The organism is Sphingomonas sp. ID0503, from assembly GCF_048565625.1.
In the GTDB taxonomy this organism is placed as follows: domain Bacteria; phylum Pseudomonadota; class Alphaproteobacteria; order Sphingomonadales; family Sphingomonadaceae; genus JBLZUR01.
Genome location: NZ_JBLZUR010000002.1, coordinates 698,915 through 715,769, shown reverse-complemented (window position 1 = coordinate 715,769; position 16,855 = coordinate 698,915). Strand labels below are relative to the sequence as shown.

14 protein-coding genes are annotated in these 16,855 nt (G+C 66.9%); 7 read left to right on the top strand and 7 right to left on the bottom strand.

The features are described from left to right. Positions 1–2 precede the first annotated feature (2 nt). Together ACM608_RS04455 and ACM608_RS04450 are read right to left on the bottom strand one after the other, a co-directional pair. Positions 3–566, bottom strand: a complete 564-nt coding sequence (locus ACM608_RS04455) for a metallophosphoesterase family protein (RefSeq protein ID WP_419682058.1) — start codon at positions 564–566, stop codon at positions 3–5. Positions 567–568: 2 nt separating this feature from the next. Then, complete coding sequence (locus tag ACM608_RS04450) at positions 569–2,095, bottom strand: enoyl-CoA hydratase-related protein (protein ID WP_419682057.1); 1,527 nt, start codon at positions 2,093–2,095, stop codon at positions 569–571. 106 nt (positions 2,096–2,201) lie between these two features. On the opposite strand from ACM608_RS04450, the gene ACM608_RS04445 reads away from it, so the two are divergent. From ACM608_RS04445 to ACM608_RS04420, 6 genes are all read left to right on the top strand, one after another. Then, entirely contained in the window at positions 2,202–3,173 is a 972-nt protein-coding gene (locus ACM608_RS04445) for an NAD(P)H-dependent flavin oxidoreductase (RefSeq protein ID WP_419682056.1), read from the top strand. Then, a complete protein-coding gene (locus ACM608_RS04440) occupies positions 3,166–3,906 on the top strand; it encodes an enoyl-CoA hydratase-related protein (RefSeq protein WP_419682055.1) in 741 nt (246 codons plus the stop codon). The genes ACM608_RS04445 and ACM608_RS04440 overlap by 8 nt, the downstream gene beginning before the upstream one ends. 10 nt (positions 3,907–3,916) lie before the next feature. After that, a complete protein-coding gene (locus ACM608_RS04435) occupies positions 3,917–5,413 on the top strand; it encodes an aldehyde dehydrogenase (protein WP_419682054.1) in 1,497 nt (498 codons plus the stop codon). A 2-nt stretch (positions 5,414–5,415) separates the two neighbouring features. Then, complete coding sequence (locus ACM608_RS04430; protein ID WP_419682053.1) at positions 5,416–7,011, top strand: GMC family oxidoreductase; 1,596 nt, start codon at positions 5,416–5,418, stop codon at positions 7,009–7,011. 69 nt (positions 7,012–7,080) lie between these two features. After that, positions 7,081–7,905 (top strand): IclR family transcriptional regulator domain-containing protein, encoded by an 825-nt coding sequence (locus ACM608_RS04425; protein WP_419682052.1) that lies wholly within the window; start codon positions 7,081–7,083, stop codon positions 7,903–7,905. 33 nt (positions 7,906–7,938) lie between these two features. Then, entirely contained in the window at positions 7,939–8,967 is a 1,029-nt protein-coding gene (locus ACM608_RS04420; RefSeq protein WP_419682051.1) for an aldo/keto reductase, read from the top strand. An 11-nt stretch (positions 8,968–8,978) separates the two neighbouring features. Here the strand turns inward: ACM608_RS04420 and ACM608_RS04415 are convergent, their stop codons facing one another. The 5 genes from ACM608_RS04415 to ACM608_RS04395 all read right to left on the bottom strand — a co-directional run bounded on the left by ACM608_RS04415 (position 8,979) and on the right by ACM608_RS04395 (position 15,216). Then, positions 8,979–9,785: an enoyl-CoA hydratase/isomerase family protein gene (locus tag ACM608_RS04415; protein WP_419682050.1), complete on the bottom strand. Its 807-nt coding sequence runs from the start codon at positions 9,783–9,785 to the stop codon at positions 8,979–8,981. Positions 9,786–9,818: 33 nt separating this feature from the next. Continuing rightward, a complete protein-coding gene (locus ACM608_RS04410) occupies positions 9,819–11,003 on the bottom strand; it encodes a cytochrome P450 (protein WP_419682049.1) in 1,185 nt (394 codons plus the stop codon). A 91-nt stretch (positions 11,004–11,094) separates the two neighbouring features. Further along, entirely contained in the window at positions 11,095–11,853 is a 759-nt protein-coding gene (locus ACM608_RS04405; RefSeq protein WP_419682048.1) for an SDR family NAD(P)-dependent oxidoreductase, read from the bottom strand. Between the two features lie 14 nt (positions 11,854–11,867). Then, positions 11,868–13,058 carry an alpha-hydroxy acid oxidase gene (locus ACM608_RS04400; RefSeq protein ID WP_419682047.1) on the bottom strand — a complete coding sequence of 397 codons (1,191 nt, stop codon included), beginning with the start codon at positions 13,056–13,058 and terminating at the stop codon, positions 11,868–11,870. Positions 13,059–13,062: 4 nt separating this feature from the next. Continuing rightward, positions 13,063–15,216 carry a TonB-dependent receptor gene (locus ACM608_RS04395; RefSeq protein ID WP_419682046.1) on the bottom strand — a complete coding sequence of 718 codons (2,154 nt, stop codon included), beginning with the start codon at positions 15,214–15,216 and terminating at the stop codon, positions 13,063–13,065. A 198-nt stretch (positions 15,217–15,414) separates the two neighbouring features. On the opposite strand from ACM608_RS04395, the gene ACM608_RS04390 reads away from it, so the two are divergent. Further along, on the top strand, positions 15,415–16,803 hold the full coding sequence (locus tag ACM608_RS04390) for an MFS transporter (protein WP_419682045.1): 1,389 nt from the start codon (positions 15,415–15,417) through the stop codon (positions 16,801–16,803). The last annotated feature ends 52 nt before the right edge of the window (positions 16,804–16,855 follow it).

Genomic DNA, 16,855 nt, shown 5'->3' with positions numbered 1-16,855 from the left:
GATCAGTCGAGGTCGATCACCTCGGCCGAGAGCGTCGCGAGGTCGAGCACGGCACAACTCCGCACGAAACCCGCATCCGTAGGCCGGCCTTCTCCGGTTGAGCCCGGATTGACGATCAACCTCTCACCCAGCCGTGTCACAACCGGCTGATGCGTATGACCGTAGAGGATGACATCCGCCACCGCTTCCTCGAAGCGGTGAAAGTCGCGATGACCCGGCGGCACATAGGCATGCGCCGAGGGCCAGGGCGTCGAATGGACGATCAGCACGCGGCGCTCGTCCATCTCACAGGCGATCTCGGTCGGGCGCGTGGCGAGCCACTCGGCCAGCTTCTCATCCACGCTGGGTGATGTGCGCCCGGCTCCCGCGAAGAACGCCTCCTCATGATTGCCGAGGATGGTCAGCGCATCCATCGCACGAAGTAGCGCGACGGTTTCGTTCGAGAACGCGGCTTGCTGGATGCTGTCGCCCAGGCAGATCAGACGATCGATCGGCCCCATCGCCTCAAGCGCCGCCTCAAGCGCCCGCACCTGCCCGTGAATGTCCGAGACGATGCCGACGTGCATCGTCAGGCCGGAGCAGGTTCCGTGAGACCCGCACGCACCACATCCGGCCCGATCCGGTCGGCCATGAATGCCGGCCCACCGCGCCAGACCGGCCAGAGCTTCGCCTTGACCATGGCGACATCGATGTCCGACGAACGCTTCGCCACACCCTCGCCGCGCAGCGCGATCGCCTCGGCGAGCACGGGATAGATCAATCTCTGCTCGATCGCGGGATCAGGCTCGCCATTGCCGTCCGGAAGCAAGGCATCGCGGAAGCCGAAGTTGCGGCCTGTCGCGGCGATCACACCGGCAGGCACCCCCTTCGACAGCAAACCTGCGATCGTGACGGCGATCTTCTCCGATAGCCGCTGGACCACGCCGCCCGGCGCGGGAGAAACGAAGATCGCGGTCTCGCCGCGCTTCTTTGTAATCGCCATCGCCTGCAAGGCGGCTTGCGCGTTCGTCTGCGGTCCAAGGATGATCTCAGTGACGCCTTCGACCGTCCGCATCCCGACGAGCTTGGACGGATCGACCGCGGCACCCGCCAGATCGTCGAACGCGTCAAGAAACCGCGTGGCCAGGATCAGCTCGCCGTCCGCTTCGGCGATTGCCGCGAGGTAGGTCGCGCGATCGCCCGTGTCGGGCAGCATCGCCACCCGCCCGTCGCCCGCCTTCGCCTTCTCCGCGCCCGGCAGCTTCGCGGCCGCGCGCTCGGCGAAGAACAGGTGACGCTGCGCCGCCGACTCCGGACCCGCGATCAGCGCACGGGAAATCTCGCGCTCCCGATTGAGCCCCGCTTCGAACGGCAGGGTAATCGCCGCTTCAATCGCCTGCAGCACGCCGTCCGCTGCCTTCAGGCCGAAAAACAGGTCGGGGTTCGCGGCGCGGAACCGATCGAACACGACACGCGCTTCCTCAAGCGTCAGGTTCGGCGCCTGATCCCGCACGCGACGGAGCGGCGCGCCGTTCGCCACGAGATCGCGCGCGAAGCCGATGGCGCGAGTTTCAAGCTCCCCCTCCGGCACGATTGCGTCGATTAGACCGATCTGAAGCGCCTGCTCGGCCTTCACCGGCTTACCGAGGCCGATCATCTCCACGGCCGCCGCGACACCGATCAGGCGGGGAACGCGCTGCGTGCCGCCTGCGCCGGGCAGCAGCCCCAGGGCCACCTCCGGCAGGCCGACGACCGCCGAGGGGACGGCCACGCGATAATGGCCCGCGAGCGCCAGTTCCAACCCGCCGCCCAGCGCGGTCCCATGCATCGCCGAGACGATCGGCTTCGTGGAACCCTCGAACGCGGCCATCACGTCCGCCAGCAGCGGCGGCAGGATCGGCTTACCGATCTCCGTCACATCCGCGCCCGCAAAGAAGGTCCGCCCGCCGCAGATCAGAACCAGTGCCTTGGCCTCGGGATCGTCCAGCGCCCGCGTCACGCCTTCGCACAAGGCGATCCGCACGGCATGGCCGAGCGCGTTCACCGGCGGCGAGTCAATGGTGAGGACGGCGACCCCGTCCTCGACGCGATAGCTGGCGATCTCAGCGTTGCTCATGGCCTCTCCCTTCTTCGCCGGCCTACTTGACGACAGGGGGGACGACAAGCGAGAAGTCCGATATATGAACACTGGAGCGAATAACGCACCACTTGAAGGAGAGTGCATGAGCCTCGATCCGGCAATCCGATCCTCGCTGGTCCTGCCCGCGATCTGCGCGCCGATGATGATCGTGTCCGGGCCGGAGCTTGTCACCGCCGCCTGCAAGGCCGGGCTGATGGCCAGCCTGCCCCGGCACAACGCGCGCTCGACCGAGGAGTTCGCCGGCTGGCTCGCCACGATCCGCGCCGACCTCGACGCCTTCCGGGAAGCGCAGCCGGATGCGATCATCGGCCCGCTCGCCGCCAATATCACCGCCAAGCGTCCGCTGGCGGAAATCCTGCCCGACCTCGACCTCTGCATCGCCAACGGCGTCCGCCACTTCATCACCGCGCTCGGCAACCCGACCGATCTCGCCGCCGCCATCCATGATCGTGGCGGGACCGTCTTCCACGACGTCACCAGCCTCCGCTTCGCCGAAAAGGCGATCGCAGCGGGTGTCGACGGGCTGGTCTGCATCGGCAGCGGCGGGGGCGGTCATTCCGGCACACTCAACGCCCTCGCCTTCCTGCCGCGCGTGCGTGCCATGTGGGACGGCACGATCGTCTTCGCGGGCAGCGTCTCGAACGGTGCCGCGATCCGCGCGGCGGAGGTGCTCGGTGCCGACCTCGTCTATCTTGGCACCCGCTTCATCGCGACCCAGGAGTCCCGCGCGCCGGATGCGTACAAGGAGATGCTGGTGGAGGGCACCTCCGGCGACCTGTCGTTCACCCCGCGCGTCTCGGGCGTCCACGCCAACTGGCTGAAACCGTCGCTCGCGATGCACGGGCTGGAAATCGAGGCGCTGCCTCCGCCCACCCCCAGCTACGATCACCTGCCCAAAGGCATACGCCCCTGGCGCAATCTCTGGAGCGCCGGCCAAGGTATCGACCTGATCGACGACATCCCCGATGTCGCTACCCTCGTCGCACGTCTGCGGCGCGAGTATGTCGAGGCCTGCGCCATCCCGGACATGGCGGAAGTCGCAGCCCGTGCCTGACCTCGCCGCGCTTCTCGACGGCTCTACCGCCCCCATGGTGACGGTGGATCGGGAAGGCGTCCGCTTCATCATCCTGAATCGCCCGGATGCCCGCAATGCGCTGACCCGCGCGATGCGTGCCGACTTCGCGGCGGTCCTCGCCGGAGCGGATGCCGACCCTGGCGTCGAGGGCTTGGTGCTGACCGGCGCGGGCGGCACATTCAGCGCTGGCGTCGACCTCAAAGATCGCCTCCCCGGCGCGCCGCCGGTCGAGCCGAACCCCGGCGTGGCGCTCCGCCGGCTATCGAAGCCGATCGTGGCGGCGCTGGACGGCCCGTGCGTCACCGGCGCAATCGAGATGGCCCTTTCCTGCAGCTTCGCGATCGCCAGCCCGGCCGCGCGCTTCGCCGACACGCATTGCAAGGTGGGGCTGTTCCCGCGCTGGGGCGGCGGCGCGCTGCTCACCGGCGCGATCGGCGTACGCCGCGCGCGGCAGATGATGCTGACCGGCGCGTTCATAGACGCGGACACCGCGCTTGGCTGGGGCTTGGTCAACGAGATCGTTCCTACCGACTCCCTCCTCGACCGTGCGGCCGAACTCGCCCGCGCCATGGCCGATCAGGCCCGCCGCCAGCCCTTGTCCTTCGGCCTTCACGACCGAATGCTCCGCGACATCGACGCGCGGAACGCCGCCATTCCTATCGAACAGGATCTTCTCGCCCGGTACGATCGCGAGAAGACCGCCGCTGCATGAAAGAGAAACGATGAGCACCAACCTCCGCGCCGCGCCGCTCGCGCATCCCGACAAGCTGTTCATCGGCGGCGACTGGGTCGCGCCGAACAGCAGCGGCACCATCGACGTCATCAGCCCGGCGACCGAGGAACTCTACGTCACCGTGGCAGAGGCGGATGAGGCGGACGTTGCCCGAGCTGTGGCCGCCGCGCGCGGCGCTTTCGACAACGGCCCCTGGCCGCGCCTCTCGCCGCAGGAGCGCGCCGCCTGGCTGCGCAAGCTGGCCGAGGGTATAGACGCCCGCGCCGCCGACTTCGCGCAGATCTGGCCGAACGAGATGGGCATCATCTTCGGCATGGCGGAGGCGATGTCGAAGGGCATCTCCTTCACCTATCGCAGCTATGCCGACATCATCGAAAGCTTTCCCTTTGTGGAGGAGCACAGGACCACGGCGAACGCCAAGCTCGGCTTGCTGGTGCGTGAGCCGGTCGGCGTGGTCGGCGCGATCGTGCCGTGGAACGCGCCTGCGATGCTGATCGCGCTGAAGGTCGCGCCCGCGCTCGCGGCGGGCTGCACCGTCATCCTGAAGGCCTCGCCCGAGGCACCCGGCCACGCCCTGCTGCTCGCCGAAGTTGCGGAGAGCATCGGCCTTCCCGCCGGCGTGCTCAACGTGTTCACCGCCGATCGGGTCGCGGGGGAGGCGATGGTCAAGGACGAGCGTGTCGACAAGATCAGCTTCACCGGATCCAGCGCAGCCGGCGGACGGATCGCCTCCATCCTCGGCGGGCGCATGGCGCGCTATACGATGGAACTGGGGGGCAAGTCGGCGGCCGTCATCCTCGACGACTACGACATCGAGGCGGCGGCGACCGCGCTCGCCAAGCGTGCGCCGGATATGACGGGTCAGGTCTGCGCCGCGCTGACCCGCGTGATCGTGCCCCGGCACCGCCACGACGCTATGTTCGACGCGCTCAGCGCCGCCTTCGGCAAGGTCACGGTCGGCGATCCCTTCGATCCCGCCTCCCGCATGGGCCCGCTCGCCACCGCGCGACAGCGGGAGCGGGTGGAAGGCTATATCGCCGGCGCCCGCGACACGGGCGCGCGCCTCGGCACAGGCGGCGGCCGTCCGGCCAATCTGGAGCGCGGCTTCTACATAGAACCGACCGTTTTCGGCGCGGTCGATCCCGCCTCCGCGATCGCGCGGGAAGAGGTGTTCGGCCCCGTCCTGTCGGTCATCCCGGCAGCCGACGAGGCCGACGCCGTCCGCATCGCCAATGACAGCGCGTTCGGCCTCAACAACGCGGTCTTCACCAACGATGCGCAGCGCGCCTACCAGGTGGCCCGCGAGCTTCGCTCCGGCACAGTCGGACATAACGGCATACGCCTCGACTTCACGATCGCATTTGGCGGCTTCAAGCAATCGGGTGTCGGCCGAGAGGGCGGGGTCGAAGGTCTGAAACCGTTCCTGGAGGCCAAGACGATCCTGCTGCAGGGCCGGCCTGCCGCCCTCGCCGGCAAGGACGCGTGAGCGTGGCCGATTACGACTACATCATCGTCGGTGCGGGCGCGGCAGGCTGCGTGCTCGCCTACCGCCTGACCGAGGACCCGAGCACGCGCGTGCTGCTGCTGGAAGCGGGGGGCAAGGACAACCACCCCTTCATCCACATGCCGCGTGGCCTCGCCAAGGTCATGTCAAACCTCCGCTTCATCTGGCCGTTCTGGACGAAGGCGGAAGCGGGGTCGAACAACGTCGCCGAAAGCTGGGCTCGGGGCCGCACGCTCGGCGGCTCCAGCTCGGTCAACGGCATGGTCTATGTGCGCGGGAGCCAACCCGACTTCGACCGCCTCGCCGAACTCACCAGCGAGGATTGGAGCTGGGCCAGGATCGGCGAGGCCTATGAGGCGATGGAGGCGCATGAGCTTGGGGCCGGCCCCACGCGCGGTGCCAAGGGGCCGCTCCGCATCACCCTGCCCGAATATCGGTCGAAGCTAACGGAAGCCGTACTCGCCGCCGGCGAGGCGATGGGCCTCACCCGCATGGAGGACATCAACGATCCCGCCGATCGCGAGCGGGTCGGCTACGCGCCCCGCACCATCTACAAGGGCAAGCGCCAGTCCGCCGCTACCGCCTTCCTGCGGCCGGCGATGAAGCGCCCGAACCTCACCGTGCTGACCGGCGTCGCGATCGACCGCGTGACCTTCGAAGGCAAGCGGGCCACCGGCGTCGCGGCGATCCGCGACGGCAGTCCCGTGACGTACACCGCACGCGAGACCATCGTCAGCGCGGGTGCGTTGGCCAGCCCGGCGATCCTGCAGCGATCGGGCCTCGGCGCGGCCGCTCACCTCGCTTCGCTCGACATTCCGGTCGTCCATGACAATGCGGGTGTCGGTCAGAACCTGTTCGAGCATCGCGGCATCGTTTTCCAGTGGAGGGTTCCCGACGCGCTCTCGCAGAATAGGGCGTTCAGGGGCGCTAATCTGGTCGGCAGCGTCGCGCGCTATTATCTCAGCGGCAAGGGCGCGATGGCCGGCGGCGCCTACGACATGGCCGCATATGCCAAGTCCGATCCGTCCAAGGATCGCCCGGATCTCCAGATCCTGATGTCCCCCTATACCTTCAACTACAACGCCGTGCCGCTGCGCGTGGAGGACCATGGCGGCCTCAACTTCTGCGTCTACAAGATCAGGCCGGACGCGCGCGGGTCCGTGATGATCACGTCCCGCGATCCGGCCGCCCTGCCCGACATCGTGCCCTCCTATGAGAGCGACCCGTCGGACCGGGCGATCGTCAGCACCATGTTCGACTATGTCCGCCGCTGGGTTCGGCAGAAGCCGCTCGACACCATCGTCGAGGAGGAAACCCGCCCCGGTCCTCAGTTCGCCGACGCCGCCGATATCGAGCGGGCGTATCTTCAGTTCGGTTACGCCAATTACCACGCCTGCGGCACATGCCGGATGGGCAAGGACGAGGGCTCCGTGGTCGACCCGGCGCTCCGCGTCCGCGGCGTGGACGGCCTGCGCGTCGTCGATACCTCGGTGTTCCCGTTCATGCTGGCGGGCAACACCAACGCGCCCGTGATGGCTGTTGCCTGGCGCGCCGCGGACGTGATCCGACAGGCGCGGTGAACGCCCGCCGCGCTATACACTCGAAAATAACCGTGCAATAATCGCACGAGAATACATTGGGGGATGTTGATGGCGAGCGGAGTAGCGGGCGTAAGCGTCAAGGATGTGACGGCGGAAGCGACGCAGCCGGCCACGCGCGTGCTGCGCGACGTGGACCGCATGGGCGGCTTCGCCAAGGGCCTGATGGTGATCGAGGCGTTCGGCCAGGGCCGCAACCGGCTGACCATTGCCGAGGTCGCACGGCTGAGCGGGCTTGATCGTGCCTCGGCGCGCCGCTGCCTGCTGACCCTCGTCGAGCGTCGCTATGCCACCACCGACGACCGCTATTTCGAGCTGACGCCGCAGATCCTGAAGCTCGGTCACTCCTATCTCGCCGCCTCGCTGCCGAAACTGATCCGGCCGTCACTCGATCATCTGGCTGACCGCCTGCGCGAAAGCTGCTCGGCGGCGGTGCTGGACGGGACCGAGGTGGTCTATATTGCCCGCGCCTCGCATCACCGGATCATGGGTGTCGGGCTTCATCCCGGCAGCCGCCTGCCCGCCTATTGCACCTCCCTCGGCCGCGTACTTCTCGCCGCGCTGCCGAAGCCGCAGGCCAAGCAGCTGGTCGAGGCGAGCGACCGGCAGGCGCTGACCGAGCGGACGCTCACCTCCGTCAAGGCGCTGATGACCGAGATCGATCGCGTGCGGGAACAGGGCTACTCGTTCATCGACCAGGAGCTGGAGTCGAATTCCCGCTCGGTCGCAGTGCCGGTCCGTAACTTTGCGGGCGATACGGTAGCGGCCGTTACAGTAGGCCTCCACGTCTCCCGCGCCACGCCGGAGCGGGTCGAGAACGAGATTTTGCCGGCGATGCTGGAGATGCAGGCTCAACTTGCCGAAATCCTTCCGTAAGGCGACGTCGGTACGGCAGGTTAGGAACGACTGATGCAATACGCCATGCTGGGCCGATCCGGCCTTCCGGTCTCGCGCTTGTCCCTTGGTGCGATGACATTCACCGGCGGCAATCAGTCGATGCCGTCGATCAACAAGGTCGACCTCTCGCTTGCTGACCGGCTCGTCGGCCGGGCGATCGATGGCGGGATCAACTTCTTCGACACGGCCGATGTCTACGATCGCGGCCAGTCCGAGGAGGTGCTCGGCACGGTGCTGAAGCCGCGCCGGCAGGATGTGGTCATCGCCACGAAGTGCGGGATCCGCAGCGGCGCGGCTCTGACGCGGTCTGGCCTGTCCGCGCGCCACATCCACGCCTCCGTTGACGCCAGCCTGAAGCGGCTCGGCACGGACTGGATTGACGTCTTCATCTGCCACCGCGCCGACCCGCTCGTCCCGCTCGAAGAGACGCTGAGAGCGCTGGACGAGATCGTTCGGGCGGGCAAGGTGCGGTATCTCGGCTACTCGAACTGGCCGGCATGGCGTGCGGCGACCGCTGTCGAGATGCAGCGCGCCAACGGGTGGGCGCGGTTCACCCATGGGCAGATGCACTATTCCGCGCTGATCCGCGACATTGAGCGCGACACGATCCCGATGATGGCCCATCACGGCCTGGGCCTTACCGCCTGGAGCCCGCTCGCCTGGGGTTTCCTGACCGGCCGGATCACGCGGGAGAACCTCGCCTCGGGAGAGCATCGCTTCGGCGGCGGCGACATCTTTGAGTTCGATCGTGACAAAGGCTTCGCGCTCGTCGATCGCCTTCGCGGCATCGCAGCGGCGCATGGCGCGACGCCCGCACAGGTGGCGATTGCCTGGCTGCTGGCGAAGCCGGCGCTGACCAGCGTCCTGCTCGGCACGACTAAAATCGAGCAACTGGAGGACAACCTCGCCGCCGCCACGCTGCAGCTGTCCGGCGAGGACCTGGCGGCAATCGACGAAGCGATGCCGCCGGTCCCCGCCTATCCGGACTGGTTCGAGGCCAAGTTCGCCGATGCGCCTCTCCGTAAAGCGCTCGGCGGCTAAGACGGAGGCGGTCAGCTGCCCTTGAAATTAGGCTGACGCTTTTCGAGGAACGCCCGCGCGCCCTCGGCATGGTCGTCAGTGAAGAGCGTCAGCTGGTCATAGGCCAGCGAGGCCTCGAAGGCACCGGCGGTTGCCTGCTTGAGCAGCAGGTTCACCGACATCTTGGCGTAGGAGATGGCCAGCGGCGGCCCGGCGGCGAGGCGCTTGGCATAGCCGTCGACGAATCCGTCCAGCTCCTCATCCGACACACAATAGTTGATCAGGCCGATCTCCGCAGCCTTCTTCCCCTCGATCGGCTCGCCGAGCATCAGATACTCCTTGGCGCGGTGGAAGCCGAGGAGGAAGGGGAAGAACGCCGCTCCCCCGTCGCCCGGCGCAATGCCCATGCGGACATGGGAGTCGCAGAACTTCGCGCCCTCCGCCGCGATCACCATGTCGCAGGCGAGCGCGATGTTGACGCCTACGCCGTAGGCCGGACCCCGCACCTTGGCGATGATCGGCTTTTCCGTATCCATCATGCCCCAGAACAGGCGGCGCGCGCTGCGGAACGGCGGACGGCCTTTGCGGCCGCTCTGGTTCTCCTGGTCCTGCACAGACAGGTCGGTGCCGGCGCAGAAAGCGTTCCCCTCGCCCGTCAGGATGACGACACGGATGTCGTCGTCCATGTCGACATCGTCCCAGATGCGCTCGAGTTCGCGATGCATCGGCCGCGACACGGCGTTCTTGCGGCGCGGGTTGTTGAGCGTCAGCGTGGCGATGCCATCGTCGCGCTTCTCGATCTTGATCCACTCGTAGCGGCTGGGGTCGATCGCGGGCAAAGTCGGTCCTTTCAGTGGGTACGAGCCGCGCGGTCAGGACGCGCGGGAGAAGATCATCGGCAAGGCGATGATGCCCTGCCCCAGACCGGTGGTATATTCGATGGCGCGCGTCTCATCGATCCTGAACCCGTCGAAGCGAGCCAGGATCTGCTCGAAGGCGAGGCGCAGCTCGGTCTTCGCGATGAACGATCCGACGCAGCGATGGTGGCCCGCGCCGAAGCCGACATGCTGGTTGGGCTTGCGATCGGGCCGGATCTCGTCGGGACAGGCGAACTTTGCGGGATCGCGATTGGCGGCACCGAAGGCGACCAGGACGGAGTCGCCCTTCTTCAGCTGGACGCCGCTCAGTTCCACATCCTCCATCACCTCGCGGCGGAGATAGGTGGAGGGGGAGGCGAAGCGGACGATCTCCTCGCTGGCGCTGTCGAGGAGAGAGGGGTCGGTGCGGAGGCGATCGGCCTCGTCAGGGTTGGTCGCCAGCCACCACATCATCGTCGCGAGTGCGGAGGACGTGCTGTCGAACCCGCCCACCAGGATCAGCCGCACCATCGACATCTGCTCGTCCGGCGTCAGCGGGCGGCCAAAGGCGGTGCCGAGCAGGATCGAGGAGACGACGTCCGCCTGCGGGTCGGTCGCGTCGGCGCGGCGGCGGATGAGAACATTCTCGGAATAGGTCTTCAGTCGGTCGCCCGCGCCGGTCTTCACGCCGGTCGCCACCTCGCGGTGGAGATCGCCGACCATCTGCTCCAACTCAGCCGCGTCGCTGGCGGGCAACCCCAGCAGGTCCAGTGCCACCAGGATCGGCAGCGGGCGGGCGAAAGCGCGCACGAAGTCGACGGGAGTATCGATGGGTACGCGGTCCACCAGTTCCGTGACCATGGCCCGCACGAAGGGCTCGCGCGCACGGGCATGGGCAGCGGTCATCAACGGCGCGATCAGCGCGCGGTATTCGCGATGCTCCGGCGGATCGATCTCGGCCGGGATGTGGAAGCTGCGGACGGCGTCGGGCGGCGGGAGGGTGATGCCCTTGCCCGATCCGAAGATCGCGGGCTTCATCAGGACGGTCATCACATCCTCGAAGCGCGAGACGACATAGAAGCCGCCATAGCGCTCGTTGCGGTACAGCCCAGGCATGTCACGCATCTGCGCCCAGAGGCACTCGGCGCCTTCGCGAGCCTTGGGCGCGTGGATGTCGAAGCTTTCCAGCGTCTGGCCCACCACATCCTCCTCGCCACAACCATATAGTTCGATATTCGCCCGTCCGTTCACATAACGACGCGAGGGACGCAGCTGTCAAGCCGGGCGCGCCTCATTGCGCGGTCAGTCCGCCGTCCACGACCAGCTCGGTGCCGGTGACGTAGCTCGCATCGTCGGAGAGCAGGAAGGCGACCGCCGCGCCGAGCTCGTCGGCGACAGCGGTGCGGCCCAGCGGCACCGCTGCTGCGATAGCCGCGGAATCTCCGCTCGCGTCACGACGCGCGACCTTCTGGATGTCGGTCTCCACTACGCCAGGATGAACCGAGTTCACGCGAATTCCGTCGGTGCCGCATTCGAGCGCGAGCGTCTTGGTCATGAGGCGCACGCCGCCCTTGCTTGCGGAATAGGCCGTGCACCGACGCATCCCGACCAGCCCCGCCACCGAGGATACGTTGACGATCGATCCGCCGCCATGCGCCCGGAAATGGCCGATCAGCAGGCGGCAGCCGAGATAGACGCTGGTCATGTTGACCTCGATCTGGCGGTGCCACATCGCTGGTTCCAGCGCCTCGACCATCGCCAGCACGGTGATGCCGGCATTGTTGACAAGGCCGTGGACGCGACCGAAGCGCGCAGTCGCCTGCGCCAGAACGGCGTCCCAGCCGGCCGCATCGGTGACATCATGCGTGACGCCCAACGCCGCCCCGCCCATCGCCTCGACCTCAGCGACGCGCGCGGCCAGCGCCTCGCCGTCCAGATCGGTGAGCACGACCTGCCCGCCCTCCTGCACGACGCGGCGTGCCGAGGCGAAGCCGATGCCCTTGGCGGACGCCGCGCCCGTGACGATCACCGTCCTGCCTTCGAAACGCATCATCCTCGATCCTTTCAGGAGAGTCGCCGCGCCGGATCGCCATCGATCAGGTTCCACAGTACGGGATCCGGCAGCGAACGCAGCACCGATCGGTCGATCGCGTCGATCCCCGACCGGTCGAGATTGGCGACGGCCGCGGCCATGCTGCGCCGGAACAACGACAGGACCCGCGCCACCCCCGCTTCGCCACCCGCCGCAAGGCCCCAAAGATACGAACGGCCCGCGAGAACCGCCTGCGCGCCGAGCGCACGCGCGCGCACGATATCGGCCCCGCGTCGAACGCCGCCGTCCAGAAGGACCTCGCCCCTCCCGCCGACCGCATCGACGATTTCGGGCAGGACGGAGATGGTCGAAGGCACGCCGTCGAGGACCTTGCCGCCGTGATTGGAGACGATGACGCCGTCCAGCCCGAGATCGATCGCGCGCTTCGCATCGGCGGCGCGCATCACGCCCTTCAACACCATCGGCCCGTCCCAGCGGCTGCGCATCCAGGCGAGGTCCTCCCAACCCGTCGGCGTCGCCGCAAGCAGCCGTCCGGCGTCCTGCACCCGCAGCAGCGATCCGTCCGCCCGGCGCGGCGCGTTCGGGGCGGGCATGGCGAGGCCGCCCTTCAGAAGCGACCAGAGCCAGCGCGGACGGTTCCAGGCATCGGGGGCGAATGCCAAAGCCGCGCGCAGGCTCATCGTCTCGGGCAATGGCCGGGCAAGCCGGTCGGACGGCGAGATCCCGGCGATGTCGGCAGTCACCACCAGCACGCGGCATCCGGCCTCCCGCGCCATGTCGATGCACCAGCCCGCGCCCTCGCGCCCGTTGACCATGTAGAGCTGGAACCAGGTGTCCGGGTTGGCGGCGACGATCTCCGCCGCCGGCGTGCCGCACCATGTGCTGATCGAAATCGGCACACCCGCCGCCGCCGCCGCGCGTGCCGCCCCGAGTTCGCCATCGGGATGGACGATGCGGACGAAGCCGGTCGGCGCGATGGCGAGCGGCATCGATACGCGCCGCCCCAGGACGGTCGTGGAGCAATCCGGATCGATCGCGGTGGGGCATGCGGGGGCATCGAAGAGGACGCGGCCGAAGGCGGCCTCGTTAGCGGCGACCGTAGTCTCCGCCTCCTTGCCCCCCTCGACATAGTGGAAGACAGCCGCCGGCAGCCTTCGGCGCGCGATCGCCCGCGCCTCCTCAATGCTGCCGAACGCCTTCATCGGATCAGTAGCGCACGGTGAGCGACGCCCCGATCATCGCCGGATCACCCCAGAACTGGCGGATCGAATAGCTGTCGATGTGCGTGTTCACCTGGTACTTCTTGTCCGTCACGTTGGTCCCGAACACCGAGATGTCGTAATGCTCGGACGGATCGGTCCAGGTCGCGCGCAAGTTGAGGAGCGCGTACTTTTTCTGCGGAAGTTGTTTCACGGAGTCGAAGTACATCTTCGAGGTGTAGAACATGCTGCCGTTCAGGACGAGCCGCCCGCCCGCGACATCCATGCCATAGGTCGCGCCGATATTGCCGGAGAAGCGCGGCGTACGCGCCACGGGGAAGCCGTTAGCGTTGATGCCGATGTTCAGGAAGCGACCATAGGTCGGGCTTGCGGGATCGCGGTCCTGCTGCAGACCGATAGCATCGGGGAACTTCTTGTACTCGGCGTGAGTGTAGGCGGCGCTCAGATCGATGCTGAAGTCCGGCGTGATGTTATAGTTCAACTCGCCATCCACGCCGTAGATCTCGGCCTTGGCGGCGTTCCGCGTCACGCTGGCGCCGTTCGTTCCGAAGGCCGTGACCTGGATGTCGCTGTAGTTATAGTAAAAGCCGGCGACGTTGAACCGGACCTTGCGATTGGCGATCTTGTAGCCAAGTTCCCAGGCGTCGATCTTCTCCGGGTCGATCGGGTTGAGCGAGAAGCCGGAGCCCGGCAGCGTGCCGGATTTGTAGCCCTGGGTGAACGACGCATAGACGTTGGACTGCGGCGTCAGCTCGTAGCGGATCACGCCGCGCGGTGAGAAATTGGTGAACTTGACCCCGCCGGAATCCCGCGCATTGGACGGGATCAGTTCGTAGTCGAGATGGGGTTTGTTGATCGAGTAGCGGCCGCCGGCCGTCAGGAACAGGTTCTCCGCAACCTCATAGGTGGCATCCGCGAACAGCGCATAGGACTTCAGCCGGTTTGTGGTGTTGAACAGCCGGTTGTACGGTTCACCCGTGCCGAACCCCGCACTCGGCGTGTTCGTGTCGAAGTGGTATACCTCCTTGGTGTTCATGTAGAAGGCCCCGATCACCCAGTCGAGCGGCCCATCTTTTTTCGACGAGAGATTGAACTCCTGCGTGAACGTCTTGTTGGGAATATCCGTCTTGACCGAATAGATGTTGGCCGGCGTCATGTCGTAGTCGAGCGCCTGGCGGATGTGATCCTTGCGATAGCCGGTGTACGACGTCAGGTCCGCAAACCCCAGATCGAAGCGGCTGGTCAGCGTAAAGGAGTCGCTTTCGATCCGGAACTGGGCGGGCGCCGTGCCGGCATAGTCGCCGCGATCCGACACGATGATGTTGTCGGGCACCCTGATGCCGATCGTCTCGTCCCCACGCGCGTTCAGAAGGACGGCGCGCGGATTGTTTTCGAAGCGGTGAGCATAGGCCAGCGTGAAGTTGACCGCGTCACTCGCCTCCCAACGGACCTTGCTGCGCACCTGCCAGCGGCGGAAGCGCGCCGCATCGCCGTCATCGGTCACGACATTGCGGATGAAGCTCTCGCCCCGCTCGAACGAGGCGGCAACATCGACGGCCAGCGTCTCGGTGATGCCGGTCGATCCGTAGAACGCCGTGGTGAGATGGTCGTATGAGCCATAGCCGACCTTCGCGGTCAGCGTCGGCGTCTGCTGCGGCTCGCGCGTGTTGAGCTGGATCGCGCCACCGGTCGCGTTGAAGCCGAAGAGCGTGCCCTGCGGGCCCTTCAGCACGTTGACGCTGGAAATGCTGATCAGGTCGAAGTCAGACGCGCCGGGCGTCGGCACGTAATAGCCGTCAACATAGACAGGGATGTTCGAGTAGAACCCCGGCCCGGCAACGAGGCTGCCGACACCGCGGATCGATGGCTGGATGTTGATACCCGCATAGTTGATGCGGAGCGCGGGCACCGATTGCGGCAGCTGCGACACCTGCGTCAGGCTCCTGCGCTCGATGTCCACGGCGGTGAGCGCCTGGATCGAGATCGGCACGTCCTGAAGCCGCTCGCTCCGCTTCTGCGCCGTGACGATGATGTCTCCGCTATCGTCGACAGGCCCGGTCGCCGGCTGTGCGGGCGCGGGCTCCTGCGCATAGGCCTGCAAAGGCGAAAGCGCCGCGCCGGCCAGAAGGGCGGGAACCATCAATCGGAAATGTCGCGAATGCCCGTTCATGCAAGCCTCTCCCTTTATGTGCGATTAACGCACCTTCGTTCTGAATTGCATTATGCGCACTTCCTTGATCGGGTCAATCCGACAAGCAACTTTGTTTGATTATCGCTCGCTCGTTCTATATTCACGCATCGACAGTGCGGGCCGACCCGCCGCAAAGGAGGGACAGCCGTGCAGGATCGAACCGCGAGTGATGAGCCGTCGGAGCTTCCCCGCGCAGGCTGGCGGAGCTGGCTGGTCGCCGTGCTTGTCGCCGTCTGCTACACGGTCGCCTATCTCGACCGGCAGGTGATCAGCCTGCTGATCAAGCCGATCCAGGCCGCGCTCAACATCACCGATACCGAGTTCGGGTTGCTGCAGGGCGTCAGTTTCTCGCTATTCTACGTCGCCGCCGCACTGCCGCTCGCCTGGCTTGCCGATCGCACCCGTCGCTCGCGCGTGATGAGCGGATGCGTGGCGTTCTGGAGCGTGATGACGATGTGCTGCGGCCTTGCCGGCAGCTTCGGCCAGTTGATGGCGGCGCGCATCGGCGTGGCGGTCGGGGAGGCGGGCCTGACGCCCGCCGCGCTCGCCACCCTGTCGGATCGCTTCAACCGGCGGCAGCTCGCGACGGCGACATCGCTCTTCATGCTGGCCCCGTTCCTTGGTGGCGGCCTCGCACTGGGCGCGGGTGGTGCCGTCTATGTCTGGGCACAGCATCTCGAACCCGACGCAATCCTCGTCCTTGCCGGCTTTTCGGACTGGCAGATCGTGTTCCTGATCATCGGGGCGGCGGGACTGGTCCCTGCGTTCCTCCTCCTCCTGATCGCCGACCGACCGGCACGCGGCGCTGCGAAGAAGGGCGCAAGCGTATCGGAGGTCTTCGCCCTGTTCCGCCGCGAGTGGAAAATCTACATGCTCTTCCAGTTCGCCATGGCGCTGATCATGGTCGTGCTCGCCGGTTATGTGACCTGGCTGCCGGCCGCGATCATGCGGTCGAAGGGTATCGACGAGGCGCAGGTCGGCGCGCTGTTCGGGCCGATCTATCTCATCTGCGGCGCGACGGGGACGCTCTCCGCCGGCGTGCTCGTCATGATGCGAGCGGGGGACGACCCCGTGCGCACCGTCATGCGCTACATGCTGCTGATGTTGGCACTTCTCTGGCCGCTCGCCGCCTTCGGCCTGATGACATCGTCCCTGACAGCCGAACTCGCGATGATGGGCGCGGCACTGTTCATGATCAGCTCGGTGACCAGCCTCTCCTCCCTGCCCTTCCAGTACATCACGCCACGCCACCTCCGCGCGCAGGCGATTGCGATCATGGCGATGGTCGCGGCCCTGTTCGGCACCGGCTTCGGGCCCGTGCTGGCGGGCATATTAAGCGATCACCTGCAGGGCGTGCAGCACCCCCTGTCCGTCTCCCTGTCGGTGATCGGCGGGCTGTGCGTGCCCATGGTGATGGCGCTGATCATGATCTCGCTTCGGGAGCATGGACGCCGCCGCCTCGACCTCGGGCTCCTGGAGCAGTCTCCTGCGGGTCATGCAGCCGGCGCCAGCGATACGCCGGCACACGCGGCCTGACCGGTGCCTGCTGTTATGTAGGTAACAGGACGCCGCGATCGTCGGCAGTCAC

Excerpts from the sequence above, each read along its gene's own strand:
- ACM608_RS04455 (WP_419682058.1), bottom strand. The coding sequence starts at position 566 with ATGCACGTCGGCATCGTCTCGGACATTCACGGGCAGGTGCGGGCGCTT.
- ACM608_RS04450 (WP_419682057.1), bottom strand. The coding sequence starts at position 2,095 with ATGAGCAACGCTGAGATCGCCAGCTATCGCGTCGAGGACGGGGTCGCC.
- ACM608_RS04445 (WP_419682056.1), top strand. The coding sequence starts at position 2,202 with ATGAGCCTCGATCCGGCAATCCGATCCTCGCTGGTCCTGCCCGCGATC.
- ACM608_RS04435 (WP_419682054.1), top strand. The coding sequence starts at position 3,917 with ATGAGCACCAACCTCCGCGCCGCGCCGCTCGCGCATCCCGACAAGCTG.
- ACM608_RS04425 (WP_419682052.1), top strand. The coding sequence starts at position 7,081 with ATGGCGAGCGGAGTAGCGGGCGTAAGCGTCAAGGATGTGACGGCGGAA.
- ACM608_RS04420 (WP_419682051.1), top strand. The coding sequence starts at position 7,939 with ATGCAATACGCCATGCTGGGCCGATCCGGCCTTCCGGTCTCGCGCTTG.
- ACM608_RS04405 (WP_419682048.1), bottom strand. The coding sequence starts at position 11,853 with ATGCGTTTCGAAGGCAGGACGGTGATCGTCACGGGCGCGGCGTCCGCC.
- ACM608_RS04400 (WP_419682047.1), bottom strand. The coding sequence starts at position 13,058 with ATGAAGGCGTTCGGCAGCATTGAGGAGGCGCGGGCGATCGCGCGCCGA.
- ACM608_RS04395 (WP_419682046.1), bottom strand. The coding sequence starts at position 15,216 with ATGGTTCCCGCCCTTCTGGCCGGCGCGGCGCTTTCGCCTTTGCAGGCC.